Origin of the sequence: Pseudomonas sp. P5_152 (assembly GCF_033989915.1) — a bacterium.
In the GTDB taxonomy this organism is placed as follows: domain Bacteria; phylum Pseudomonadota; class Gammaproteobacteria; order Pseudomonadales; family Pseudomonadaceae; genus Aquipseudomonas.
Window position 1 is genome coordinate 5,153,302 of record NZ_JASFAH010000002.1, and the last position, 12,869, is coordinate 5,166,170.

The following is a 12,869-nucleotide window of genomic DNA, read 5'->3' on the forward strand; positions in this document are numbered from 1 at the left end:
TCCTGTATCAGAACGACCGGGCCACGCAGGCCAGGCTTGACGATCACTGTCGGGTTCCACGCGTTGCAAGTGCGCTGGGTCAACCTCCGTCGACCGCGGGCCATACTAGTTGATCATCCCCAGGTGGCGCAGCATTATGCTAGCCGTTCGGCGAGTTTTTCCTGTCACAGCCTGCGAGTGAACCTGCGTGTCGGTAACCCGTTTGACCTTGATTTGCCACGCCCGCACCGTCGCCCAGAAGCGGGCGCGATTGCCCCTGGACGAACCATTGGAAATGGACTGGCAGGCGGCCCGCGGCAGTCGCGCCGGCGCCTTCAAGCGGCCCCCGCTATTACTCGGCGGTGGCGAGACGCGCGTGCGGCAGACCGCTGCGTTGTTCGGCAATGACCTGCGCCATGTGCCGGCGTTGGATGACTGTGATTTCGGTCGTTGGCGCGGCTTGTCCATCGACCACCTGCAACAACACGAGCCACTGGCGCTGCAGGCCTGGCTCGACGATCCGCATTCGGCACCCCATGGCGGTGAGTCAGTGGTGCAACTGATCCAGCGGGTTGGGTGCTGGCTCGACAGCCTGGGCAGTCACCCCGGGCATTACCTGGCCGTGACTCACCCGTGGGTGATTCGTGCAGCCATGATTCATGTGCTGCAGTGCTCGCCCAGTGCCTTCCAGATGATTGATGTCGAACCCTTGTCCGCCACCGAACTGCGCTTCAACGGCCGCTGGCGCCTGCGCCTGATGGACAATGGCGCGCCCGTCGAGGAACCCCTGACATGAAGCAGCTCCTGGTGATCGGCATTGGTGCCGGCGACCCTGACTACATCACGATGCAAGCGGTCAAGGCATTGAACCGGGTCGATGTGTTTTTCCTGATGGACAAGGGCCCGAGCAAGGACAGCCTGATCGACCTGCGGCGGGAAATCTGTGCCCGCTATATCAGTCAGCCGGGTTACCGTTTCGTCGAGGCCCACAGTCCACAACGCAGACCTGATGCTCTCGACTACAGCGCCAGTGTGCAGGCGCTCAATCGCGACAAGCAGCAGACCTTCGAGCGGCTGATCAACGAGCAAATGGCCGACGATGAATGTGCGGCGTTTCTGGTGTGGGGGGATCCGGGTTTGTACGACAGCACCCTGCGTATCCTGCAGGCAATTCTCGACGCTGGTCGCTGCACCTTTGACTACGAGGTGATCCCCGGTATCAGCAGCGTCCAGGCCCTGGCGGCGCGGCACAAAGTGGCGTTGAACCGCATCGGCGGCGCCGTCGAGATCACCACCGGGCGGCGCCTGGCAGCGGGGCAGGTGAGCGCGGCCGACAGTCTGGTGGTGATGCTGGACGCGCAAGATGCCTACCAGCAGGTGGCGGATCAGGAGCAGCAAATCTACTGGGGCGCCTACCTGGGCACCGCGGATGAAATCCTCATCGCCGGTAAACTCAAGGACGTCGCCGACCAGATCGAGCAGGTCAGGCAGGCGGCGCGACAAGCCAACGGCTGGATCATGGACACCTACCTGATCCGCCAGCCCGACTAGCTGCCGTACACCGGCCAACGCGTCAGTAGACCCAGACCTCGACCCGGCGATTCTTGATCCGGCCTTCGTCGTCACTGTTGGCGGCCACCGGCATCTGCGCACCAAAACCGCGAATGTCGCGCAGCACCACGCCGTTCTTCACCAGTTCACGGCGCACCGCCATGGCCCGCAGTTTCGAGAGCAGGGCGGCGCGTTCCGGATCGGTCTTGGCGTCACCGAATCCCACCAGGCTCACCTGTCTGTCGAGCTTACCGTGCTGCTTGAGGTAGTCGAGTACCCGGGACAGGTCCTGGCGTGCCTTGTTGTCGAGGCTGGCGCTGCCTTCCTCGAAACGAAAGTTGACCGTCAGCCGTTGCGCCTTGGCAGCCAGCGCCTGATAACCCTCGGGCATCTGCCGGCTGGCCGTGACATCCATGGCGTGCACGGTCTGCGCGACAAACCCGTTGGCAGCCACCAGCGCCTGGCCCTGGCGGCTTTGGGTAAAACCTATCAGTGCCGTGGCCCAGGGATTGTGCGCGGTCGGCGGCACATAGAAGTACAGCCGCCGTGACAGTGGATAGTCCTCGGTAGCGATCAGGCTGGTGAGTGGCAGCATGGGCTGCGAGGCACCGTCGACGATCGCCACCGCCTTGGCCTGGCGCACGTAGGGCAGGCCGATGAAACCAATGCCATGGCGGTCCTGGCTGACGGCGTCGGACAACTGTTCACTGGATTCGAAGCGGCTTGCCGAGCGGGCAAGGGTTTTACCGCGGCCACTGAGTACCAGGTCCTTGAAGGTATCGTAGGTGCCCGACTGATCATCGCGCGCGTAGAGATGAATCGGTCCGCCGACGCCGCCGAGTTCTTCCCAGGTGCGAACGTCACCGCTGAAAATCCGCGCCAGTTGCTCGGTGTTCAACTGGTTCAACGGGTTGTGCGGGTGCAGGATAATGGCCAGGCCGTCGATGGCGATCACTTGTTCGGCCGTAGGGCTTTTCAAGTCGCCAAGGCCTTCCAGTGCCACCAGTTCGCTGTCCTTGATCGGGCGCGAAGAGGCTGCCAGATCGGCGCTGGTGCTGTGCAGGGCGAGGAAACCGGTGCTGGAGCCGTGGGCGGCGATCTCGATAATCACCCGTTGCCCTTGAGCCGTCTGGCCCACCAGCCGCTGTTCGTTGGGGTTGCCCTGGGGTTCGCTGTGCACCTTGAGCAAACCTTGTTCTTCCATCAACCCCTTGGCCAGTGCCGGCCCCAGCGCCGCCCCAATGGTGTTGGAACCCTGGATACGCAACACCACGCCGTTACCGGGCAGCGGCAATGCGGTGGCGAAGGCCGACGGGGACAACAGGCTGCATAACAGCAGCGGCAACAGGGCACGCAACATGGAGCCGGCACCTTTGGCGGGCAAGGGAGGTGCCGGGACATTAAGACATTCAGGTTACGCAGATGTGACAGGGAGCGGCCTAGCTCAGTTCCAGCCAGATCGGCGCATGGTCCGAAGGTTTTTCCATGCCGCGCAGGTCGTAGTCGACACCGGCGGCCTTGATCCGTGGCAGCAAGCCTTGGGACGCCATGATCAAGTCGATGCGCAGGCCACGCTTGGGCTCGTCTTCAAAGCCGCGACTGCGGTAGTCGAACCAGCTGAAGCGGTCGGCAACGTCCGGGTTGAGGTGGCGGAAGCTGTCCACCAGGCCCCAGTTTTTCAGGCGGGCCATCCACTCGCGTTCTTCCGGCAGGAAGCTGCACTTGCCGGTCTTCAGCCAGCGCTTCATGTTGTCCGGGCCGATGCCGATGTCGCAGTCTTCTGGGGAGATGTTGACATCGCCCATCACCACCAGCGCCTGGTCGTTGCTGAACTGAGTTTCCAACAGGTTTTGCAGGTCACTGTAGAACCGCGCCTTGGCCGGGAACTTGGTGGGGTGGTCGCGGCTTTCACCCTGTGGGAAATAGCCGTTCATGATGGTCACTGGCGTCCCGTTGGCGTCGGCGAACGTGCCCCAGATGAAGCGGCGCTGGGCGTCTTCTTCATCGCTGGCAAACCCCTTGTGGATCGCCAAGGGTTCCTGGCGCGAGAGCATCGCGACGCCGTAGTGACCTTTCTGGCCGTGGTAATACACGTGGTAGCCCAGCGCCTGGACTTCGGCGAGCGGGAACTGGTCGTCGTGGACCTTGGTTTCCTGCAGGCCGATGACGTCTGGCTGGTGCTTCTCGATCAGTGCCGCCAATTGATGGGGGCGGGCGCGCAGGCCGTTGATGTTGAACGAGACGATCTTCATGGTCGGCAGTCCTGGCAAAACTGCGATGCTAGCTGACATGTAGGATCGGAGCCAGCGTGGCAGTAGTTCCTATGCGCTGCTAATGTCTGTGGGCGTGGGAACGATCACAGCAGTGCCGGGCTCGTACTTACAAGAGCGGGGTCATTTGCGCCGCGCCAAGGGGAGATAAACCTCATGCCTGAAACATCGACCGCCATCGCGGACATCCATCGGCTCGACAGCGGCTACTCGCGTGAAGCGCGCTCATTGCTGTACCAGGCCTATCGCCACGAACCCACCTTCAAGTTTCTGTTTGAGGCCGAGCGCCCCGGCTATGAGCAGCGGGTACGGGCGACGGTGCGCGAACTGGTCAAGCAGCATTTTCTCCAGGATCTGCCCGCCATCGGCCTGCTGGTCAATGACCGCTTGATCGGCATCGCGCTGATCGCGCCGCCGCAGCGGCGCCTGGGCATTACCGAAAGCTGGGCCTGGCGCCTGCGCATGGTGCTCAGCACGGGTTTTCGCTGCACCCGGCGCTATCTGGACTATCACGCGGCCGTGGCTGCCTGCGTGCCATCGGACTCGGTGCACGTGCTGCCGTTGCTGGGGATTCATCCGCAATTCCAGGGTCAGCATTTCGGCGAGCAACTCCTGCAAGCCGTGCACAATTGGTGCGCGGTAGACGAGCATTCCCAGGGGGTGGTGCTCGACACCGGGAATCCGCGTTATCTGGAGTTCTATAAGCGTCAGGGGTATGAGGAGATTGGCGAGGTGGCGGTAGGGCCTGTACTTGAGCACGTGTTTTTCCACGCCAATCCGCAGGTGTTACATAGCGCAACAGCCTAAGGTCGAACTTTTGTTCAGAATGTTCGCTCTATCACGCTCCCAAGCTCGTGATAGCATCCGCGCCTATGAAGTTTCCAGGAAGATTTACCAGTGGCGTGCTCATGCTGATCAGCAGCGCAGCGGCCCTGGCGCAAAGTGAATTGGACGTCAGGATCAAACCGTCCAATGACGAGCTGAAGGCCAACATCGAAGGCTATATCGGCGATCTCGGCGAACGCGATGAAGAAGCCCTGTTGCGCTTCAGTCGCGGAGCCGAGGAGCAGGCGCGCAAGGCCGCCCAGGCCTTGGGTTACTACCAGCCGCAAATTGAAAGCGAAGTCAAAGACGGCAAGTCACCCCGACTGGTGTTGAATATCGACCCCGGCGAGCCGGTACGCCTGCGCTACGTGACTATCCAGATCCTGGGGCCGGCCGCCACCCTCAAGTCCTTTCGTGTGCCCCAGAGCGACGTGCTCAAGCCCGGCGCCGTGCTCAATCACGGCCACTATGAAGACGCCAAGCGGCTGATCCAGAACCAGGCCTCGCGCTTCGGCTTTTTCAGTGGTCGCTTTACCAGCCAGAAGCTCTCCGTCGACCCTCGGGCCGGTGTCGCCGACATCGACCTGGTCTATGACAGCGGCCCGCGTTATGCGCTGGGCAAGGTCAGCTTTACCGGCGATACGCCTTTCGACGAGGACCTGCTGCAACGCATGGTGCCGTTCAAAAGTGGCGCACCTTATGATTCCGAGTTGATCGCCGAGCTAAACCAGGCCCTGCAATCGTCGGGCTATTTCGAGTCCGTGCGGGTGGATGCCGCGCCGACCACTGCCGCCAACGATGTAATTCCCGTGGCCGTCACTCTCGACACCCGTAAACCCCGGACCATGGGCCTGGGCCTGGGTTATTCGACGGACGTCGGGCCGCGAGCCAAGGCCAACTGGACACGCCATTGGGTCAATCCCGAAGGCCACAGTTATGGCTGGGAGGCCGAGCTCTCCGCGCCACGGCAGAACGTCGGCCTGTGGTACGACGTGCCGCTGGACCCGCCGTTGACCGACAAGTTGCGGTTTGCCGGGGGCTATCAAAATGAAGAACTGGCCAACACCGACAGCTTGAGCAAACTGCTGACCCTGGGGCCGGAATGGCACAGCAAGCTGCCCAGCGGCTGGCAACGGGTGATCTCGTTGAAATGGCAGCACGAGGAGTATCGCCTGGGCGATGACTCGGGGATCAGTAACCTGTTGATGCCGGGCGTGAGTTACTCCTACCTGCGCAGTGACAACCGGATCGATCCGCACAACGGTTATCGCCTGCAATTTGACAGCAAGGTGGCCAAGGAAGGGCTGGGCTCGGACAACAACCTGTTATACGGCACCGCCCTGGCCAAGGGCCTGACCACGGTGCTGGACAACCACCGATTCCTCGCGCGTGCACAGATCGGGGGTTCGGCCACCAATGGCTACAAATCGATTCCGCCATCGCTGCGCTTCTTTGCCGGTGGTGACCAGAGCGTGCGCGGTTATGACTACCAGAGCCTGTCGCCGGAAAACTCCGAAGGCGACCGCGTAGGCGGACGCTACATGGTCTCCGGCAGCCTGGAGTACCAATACTCGGTTGCCGAAAAATGGCGAGTCGCAACCTTCGTCGACCAAGGCAACTCGTTCAACGACTTCGAACTGCCGAGTCTCAAGACTGGGGTCGGCATGGGTGTGCGCTGGGTTTCGCCAGTCGGCCCGATCCGTCTCGACCTGGCCCATGCGCTGGATGACCCCGGCGGTATTCGTCTGCATTTTTCCATGGGGCCTGAGCTGTGAAGCGTGGTTTGAAAATAGCGTTGCTGGCCGTGCTGTCACTGGTGGTCCTGGTGCTGCTGGCGGTGGTGAGCCTGTTGGGAACCCAAGCCGGCAGCCGCTGGGCACTGAGTCAGGTGCCGGGTTTGAGCGTGGAGAATTTCCAGGGCCGCCTGGCCGGCCAGTGGAGTGCCGATCATGTGCTGTGGCAGCAGGGCCAGGACCGGGTTGAGCTGATCAAGCCACTGCTGGCCTGGTCGCCGTTGTGCCTGACGCGCATGACCCTGTGCATCGAGCAATTGCACGCCGAGCAGGTGGTCCTGCAGTTTGCGCCGAGTACCGAGCCAAGCAGCGGGCCGATCAGCTTGCCGGAGTTGAAACTGCCGCTGGCGATCGAGCTGGGCGAGGTGCGAATCGGCAGCCTGCTGCTGGACGGCAGCGAGCAACTCAAGGATCTGCAACTGGTGGCGTACTGGACGGCGCAAGGGTTGCAGATCGACTCGTTGCGTCTGCAGCGCGATGACCTGCACCTGGAACTGACCGGGCTGCTGCAACCGACCGGCAACTGGCCGCTGAGTGCCAGCGGCAATTTGACTATGCCGATGCCCGGCAACACGCCCTTGGCTCTGACGCTGAAGGTCAATGGCAACCTGCTGCAAACCCTCAACCTCGAGGCCGACAGCAGCGGTTACCTGCAGGGCCGTCTGACCGGCGAGCTGCAGCCGCTGGCCGACAACCTGCCGGCCAAGGTGCGCATCACCGCCGATGGTTTCAAAGCCAGTGCCGACCTGCCGGACACCCTGCAACTCAATCAGCTTGAACTCAGCGGTAGCGGTGACCTGAAAAACGGCTATCAACTGCTGGGCAAGGCCAGCTTGCCGGCCGAGGACGGACCGGTGGCCCTGCTGCTGCAAGGCAAGGTCGACGCCAAGGGTGCACAGATCGCCGGGCTGGATCTCAACGCCAACGATCAGCAAAGCCTCAAGCTGACCGGCCAGATCGATTGGTCCGAGGGCCTGGTCGCCGAGGCGAAGATCGACTGGCTGGATTTCCCCTGGCACCGTTTGTATCCGCTGATCGATGAGCCCGAGGTGGCGCTGCGCAGCTTCAACGGTGAGGTGGCGTACCGCGACGGTAACTACCTGGGCAACTTCAAGGCGGCGCTGGACGGTCCTGCCGGGGCCTTCAGCCTGAGCAGCCCGTTCAGTGGCGACCTGACGCAAATCTTCCTGCCGCAACTGCAATTGGTCGCAGGGCAGGGCAAGGCCGCCGGGCATTTGAACCTGAAGTTTGCCGACGGTATCGCCTGGGACACCGCGCTTGACCTGTCGGCGCTCAACCCGGCGTACTGGCTGGCGGAGCTGCCGGGCACCCTGGCCGGGCCTTTACGCAGCAAGGGCGAGATGCGCAATGAACAACTGAGCCTGAGTGCCGACCTTGACCTCAAGGGCAAGCTGCGTGGCCAGCCGGCGGTGTTGCAAGCCAAGGCCGACGGCGCGGGCGAGCGCTGGAACCTCAGTGCCTTGCAGATCCGCCTGGGCGAGAACCGCATCGATGGCAGCGCCAGCCTGCAGCAAACACTCAGCGGCCAACTCGATATCAAGGCCCCGCGTTTGGGCCAGCTGTGGCCGCAGTTACGCGGTCAGCTCAATGGCCGGCTCGACGTCGCAGGCACAGTGCAGGCGCCCCAGGGCAAGCTCGCCCTGCAGGGTGTGCAGTTGGCCCTGGACGACAATCGCCTGAAAAGCCTCAACCTCGACGCCACCCTCGACAGCGCACAACGGGCGCAGATCGACCTCAAGGGCAGCGGCATAACGGTCGGCGACAACTCACTGGGCACCCTGACGGCCACTGGCACGGGCACCCTCAAGCAGCAGAAGCTGCAACTGGACCTGCAAGGCCCATTGCTGAAACTGGCACTGGGCCTGGACGGCAACCTGGACCAAGGCAACTGGCGTGGACGCCTGGCCAGCGGCGACGTTCAGGCCGGCGGCCAGGACTGGCAGCTGCAGGGTCCGGCGAAAATCGAACGCCTGGCCGATGGCAAGTTGACCTTCGGCGCTCACTGCTGGACGTCTGGCCCCGCCAGTTTGTGTGGCGAGGATCAGCGCCTGATGCCCGAGCCGAAACTGCGTTATCACCTCAAACAATTCCCCATCGACAGCCTGGCGCAATGGCTGCCCAAGGATTTCGCCTGGCAGGGCAAGCTCAACGCCGACGTGCAACTGGACCTGCCGGCCAGCGGGCCGAAAGGCCAGGTGCTGGTAGATGCCAGCGGCGGCACCTTGCGCATGAAGGAAAAGGACCAGTGGCTGGATTTCCCGTACCAGACACTGAAACTCACCAGCACCCTCAACCCCAAGCGTATTGACACCCAACTGAATTTTGTCGGCGGCAAACTGGGTGAGCTGATGGTGCAGGCGCAGATCAACCCGCTGCCTAAAAACAAACCCCTGAGCGGCTCGTTCCGCCTCAGTGGGCTGGACCTCTCGGTGGCGCGGCCGTTTGTGCCAATGGTCGAGAAACTGGCCGGCCGCCTGAACGGCAGCGGTACCTTGTCCGGCGGGCTATTGGCGCCCAAGGTCAACGGTAACCTGACCTTGAGCAACGGTGAGATTTCCGGGCCACAACTGCCTACGCGGTTCGAGGCCCTGCAGTTGCAGGCGCAGATTGCCGGCGAAAGCGTGCAACTCAATGGCGGCTGGAAAAGCGGCAAGAGCGGGCAGGGCAGCCTCACGGGCCAGGTGGACTGGGGGCAGGCCCTGGTGGTCGACCTCAGTCTGCGGGGCAGCCAACTGCCGGTGAGCGTCGAACCCTACGCGGCCTTGGAAGTGGCGCCGGACCTGAAGATCTCGATCAAGGACGACAAGCTGGCGATCACCGGCAAGGTGCTGGTGCCCAAGGGCGAGATCACGGTGCGCGAGTTGCCGCCATCGACGGTCAAGGTCTCCGATGACACGGTGATCGTCGGGCACCAGACCGAAGAGGGCAAGGCACCTATGGCCATGGCCATGGATGTCGAAGTGATAGTCGGCGAAGACCGGCTCAGCTTTGCCGGTTTTGGCCTGACCGCCAACCTCAAGGGGCACGTGCATATCGGCGACAACCTCGACACCCGGGGCGAATTGTGGCTCAACGACGGGCGTTACCGCGCCTACGGCCAGCGCCTGACTGTACGCCGTGCACGGCTGCTGTTCGCCGGGCCCATTGACCAGCCGTACCTGGACATCGAAGCGATTCGCCAGACCGACGACATCATTGCCGGTATCCGCCTGAGCGGCAGCGCCGAGCAGCCGACTACGCAGATTTTCTCGGAGCCGGCGATGAGCCAGGAGCAAGCATTGTCCTACCTGGTGCTCGGCCGTCCGCTGAGCACCAACGGTGAAGACAACAACATGCTTGCGCAAGCGGCGCTGGGCCTGGGGTTGATGGGCAGCTCGGACCTCACCGGGAGCTTGGCGAAGAACCTTGGCATCGATGATTTCCAGCTCGACACCGAGGGCAGCGGCACCGCCACCAGTGTGGTCGCCAGTGGTGACATTACCGAGAAGCTCAGCCTGCGTTATGGCGTTGGTGTGTTTGAGCCGGCCAACACCATTGCCTTGCGCTACAAGCTGAGCAAAAAGGTCTATCTGGAAGCCGCCAGCGGGATCGCCAGTTCGTTGGACATCTTCTATAAGCGGGATTTCTGAGGGCTCGGCTTTGCTGAGCTGAAAGGAGCTGCTATCCGTTTGGTCTTGGTCTTGGTCTTGGTCTTGGTCTTGTGGGTATATCCGTTGCTGCGGTAACGGCGGCTTAAGGTTTCGCCCTTACGGCGAGGCACTTTTGTCAAACGACACAAAAGTACCCAAAAAGTCTTGCCCCAGCGTTCGGCCCCTCGCTAAGGCTCGGGGTACCTTCGCTACGGTGCCCATCAGGGGGCATCCCCTACGGTTTGCTTCGCTGCACCTCCTCTCGATGCATGCGGCTTCGCCGCACGGCGCTTCGCGCCTCCCCCCTGATGGACACCTTCGCTCAGCCTGCCGAAGGGGCGGGTGGATCAAGATCAAAAGCCAGAGCACGGCGACCTGACAGTCGGCCTGAGTGGTAAGAGCGGACGAGGCGGCCTACCGGCCGGCCTGTTTGCCCTGGTGTCGCGTTCCCTTGTGGGAGCGGGCTTGCCCGCGATGACGATCTCCGCCACACCGTAGATATCGACATGACCCCCAATCCCCCGTAGCAGCTGTCGAGCCCGCGAGGCTGCGTTCGAGGACGCAGTCCTCGCCGCCCTTCAACGCACCGATTTCCCTTATTTAAACCTTTACTCATCCTGCCGACGGTGCAGGTGGATCAAGCGTCAAAGTCGGCCTGGCTTTTTCTGGTGTCGTATTCCCTGTGGGAGAGCCGGGCGGCGCTTCGCTTGTTCGCGATAGCGGTCCGGCGACTGCCTATTTTATAAATTGCAAAGCTTGCTAACTATTTCCTTTGACATTCACTGCCTAGGCAGTAATATCTCGACACATATTCACTGCCTAGGCAGCCAATAGGTCGTCAGATGAAACATTTTTCCCCGGAAAACTTTCGCAATTGCCACCTCGGTCTCCTGCTGGGGCGCGCCGCCTTGCTCAAGGATCGGATCATCGACACCCACATGGAACCCCACGGCATTACTGCCGCGCAGTTCAAGGTGTTGATCATCATGGCCCAGTACGGCGTCGACACCCCGGCCGAGCTGTGCCGCCATCTGTCCCTGGATAGCGGTTCGATGACCCGCATGCTCGACCGTCTGGAGCACAAAGGCCTGCTGGTCCGCCAACGCTGTGCAGATGACCGGCGCCTGGTGCGCCTGGGCCTGACCGAGGAAGGCCAGGTGCTGGCCGACAAGTTGCCGGGCATTGGCGTCAACGCGATGAACCAGTTGGCCGGCGCCCTCGACTCCGAGGAGTTGCAGACCCTGGAAGCCATCCTCAAGAAAATTTTGCTGGCCGCCGGTGATCCCATCACCGTGCTGCGGGTAGGTGACCAATGAGCGATAAAACCCTGGGTTCCCGACTGGCCCTGGTGCTGATGGCCATGAGCCTGGCCGGGTGTGCCAACTACAGCGGCCTGACCACCGAAGGTGTGAGCCTTGATGCAAAAGCCCTGCAGGCCGGGCAATCCCTCAACGGTGTGACGCTGTCGGCGGCGGCATGGCCGAAAAACGACTGGTGGCAGAGCCTGGGCGATCCGCAACTGGACAGGTTGATCCGCGAAGCCCTGCGTGACAGCCCGGATATGCAGATCGCCAGCGCCCGGGCCCATCAGGCCAGTGCCGCTGCCGGTGCGGCGAATGCTGCGCGCATGCCGACCCTGGATGCCAGCACCGGTATCCGCCGCGAGCGGTTGGCCCAGTATCAGGACCCGACCTTGCAGGGTGACTCCTACGACACCATGCGCAGCCTCGGCGCGACCTTCAATTACACCTTCGATCTGTGGGGCGGCCAGCGTGACGCCTGGGAGGCTGCGTTGGGCCAGGCCCGGGCCGCCGAGGTCGATCGCCAGGCGGCACAGTTGACCCTGGCCGCCGACGTTGCCCGCGCCTACAGCGACCTGGGCCAGGCCCATATCGTCCACGACCTGGCCACTGAAGACCTCAAGCGCACCCGGCAATTGCTGACCTGAGCCAGCGGCGCCTCAGCGCCGGCATCGACAGCCAGTATCAGTACCAGCAGAACCAGAGCCTGGAGGCGAGCTCCGAGGCTTCGCTGATCGATGCCGAGAAAAACCTGCAGAGCGCCAAAATCGCCCTCGCAGTGCTGCTCGGCAAAGGCCCGGATCGGGGTAACGAAATCACCCGGCCGCACATTCTGCAAGCCAGCGCCGTGGCCTTGCCCTCGGTGTTGCCCGCCGAACTGCTGGGCCGCCGCCCGGACCTGGTCGCGGCGCGCTGGCGAGTCGAGGCGGCGAGCAAGAGTATTGATGCCGGCAAGACCACTTTCTACCCCAACCTCAACCTGAGCGCCGCGGCCGGGGTCGAGTCGTTGCTGGGCAACGCGATGTTTGGTTCGACCAGCCGCTTCTTCAACGTCGCCCCGACGATTTCCCTGCCGATTTTCGACGGTGGTCGCCTGCGCGCCGACCTCGATGCCAAGGATGCCGACTACGACCTGGCGGTGGCGCAGTACAACAAAAGCCTGGTCAAGGCGCTGGGGGAAGTCAGCGATAGCCTGTCCCAGTTGCGTGACGTCGGTCGGCAGATCGTCGCCCAGCAACACGCCACCGACATTGCCCAGGACTCCTACAACACCGTGCTGGAGCGCTATGGCTCCGGCGTCGGCAACTACCTGGACGTGCTCAGCATCGAGCAGCAACTGCTCGGCGCCGAGCGTCAGTTGGCGAACCTCAATGCCGAACAGATCGATCTGTCGATCCAACTGATGCAGGCCCTGGGTGGCGGCTTTCATGGCGACAGCCTGGCTGCGACCGGCCCATCCCCGGCGCCTGCCACGCGCAATCAATAATTCAAGGTACTAGT

Annotated in this window: 8 protein-coding genes and 1 pseudogene; 7 read left to right on the top strand and 2 right to left on the bottom strand. The window is 62.7% G+C overall.

The genetic code is table 11. The features are described from left to right. Positions 1-187: 187 nt before the first annotated feature. Together QMK50_RS23500 and cobF are read left to right on the top strand one after the other, a co-directional pair. Positions 188-775, top strand: coding sequence for a histidine phosphatase family protein (locus QMK50_RS23500; RefSeq protein WP_320334082.1), 588 nt, complete (start codon positions 188-190; stop codon positions 773-775). Beyond that, the gene (cobF, locus tag QMK50_RS23505) at positions 772-1,530 is read left to right on the top strand and encodes a precorrin-6A synthase (deacetylating) (protein ID WP_320334083.1); all 759 of its coding nucleotides are present in this window, start codon (positions 772-774) and stop codon (positions 1,528-1,530) included. The genes QMK50_RS23500 and cobF overlap by 4 nt, the downstream gene beginning before the upstream one ends. A gap of 22 nt (positions 1,531-1,552) precedes the next feature. On the opposite strand, the gene QMK50_RS23510 is transcribed toward cobF, so the two are convergent. Both QMK50_RS23510 and xthA read right to left on the bottom strand, forming a co-directional pair. After that, positions 1,553-2,890, bottom strand: a complete 1,338-nt coding sequence (locus QMK50_RS23510) for a phosphate ABC transporter substrate-binding/OmpA family protein (RefSeq protein WP_320334084.1) — start codon at positions 2,888-2,890, stop codon at positions 1,553-1,555. A gap of 79 nt (positions 2,891-2,969) precedes the next feature. Next, positions 2,970-3,782, bottom strand: a complete 813-nt coding sequence (gene xthA / locus QMK50_RS23515) for an exodeoxyribonuclease III (protein ID WP_095169297.1) — start codon at positions 3,780-3,782, stop codon at positions 2,970-2,972. 174 nt (positions 3,783-3,956) lie between these two features. Here xthA and QMK50_RS23520 point away from each other — a divergent pair, with 174 nt between their 5' ends. From QMK50_RS23520 to QMK50_RS23540, 5 genes and pseudogenes are all read left to right on the top strand, one after another. Further along, positions 3,957-4,607 (top strand): GNAT family N-acetyltransferase, encoded by a 651-nt coding sequence (locus QMK50_RS23520; protein ID WP_095169296.1) that lies wholly within the window; start codon positions 3,957-3,959, stop codon positions 4,605-4,607. 65 nt (positions 4,608-4,672) lie between these two features. Further along, positions 4,673-6,400 carry an autotransporter assembly complex family protein gene (locus tag QMK50_RS23525; protein WP_320334085.1) on the top strand — a complete coding sequence of 576 codons (1,728 nt, stop codon included), beginning with the start codon at positions 4,673-4,675 and terminating at the stop codon, positions 6,398-6,400. Beyond that, positions 6,397-10,068, top strand: coding sequence for a translocation/assembly module TamB domain-containing protein (locus QMK50_RS23530; protein WP_320334086.1), 3,672 nt, complete (start codon positions 6,397-6,399; stop codon positions 10,066-10,068). The genes QMK50_RS23525 and QMK50_RS23530 overlap by 4 nt, the downstream gene beginning before the upstream one ends. 842 nt (positions 10,069-10,910) lie before the next feature. Next, positions 10,911-11,384 (top strand): MarR family winged helix-turn-helix transcriptional regulator, encoded by a 474-nt coding sequence (locus QMK50_RS23535; protein WP_095169293.1) that lies wholly within the window; start codon positions 10,911-10,913, stop codon positions 11,382-11,384. Beyond that, positions 11,381-12,855: pseudogene (locus tag QMK50_RS23540) on the top strand (efflux transporter outer membrane subunit). Before QMK50_RS23535 ends, QMK50_RS23540 begins: the two are co-directional and overlap by 4 nt. Positions 12,856-12,869: the final 14 nt, after the last annotated feature.

Bases quoted from the DNA above. Each gene is read 5' to 3' on its own strand.
- QMK50_RS23520 (WP_095169296.1), top strand. From the start codon at position 3,957: ATGCCTGAAACATCGACCGCCATCGCGGACATCCATCGGCTCGACAGC.
- QMK50_RS23510 (WP_320334084.1), bottom strand. From the start codon at position 2,890: ATGTTGCGTGCCCTGTTGCCGCTGCTGTTATGCAGCCTGTTGTCCCCG.
- QMK50_RS23535 (WP_095169293.1), top strand. From the start codon at position 10,911: ATGAAACATTTTTCCCCGGAAAACTTTCGCAATTGCCACCTCGGTCTC.
- xthA (WP_095169297.1), bottom strand. From the start codon at position 3,782: ATGAAGATCGTCTCGTTCAACATCAACGGCCTGCGCGCCCGCCCCCAT.
- cobF (WP_320334083.1), top strand. From the start codon at position 772: ATGAAGCAGCTCCTGGTGATCGGCATTGGTGCCGGCGACCCTGACTAC.
- QMK50_RS23525 (WP_320334085.1), top strand. From the start codon at position 4,673: ATGAAGTTTCCAGGAAGATTTACCAGTGGCGTGCTCATGCTGATCAGC.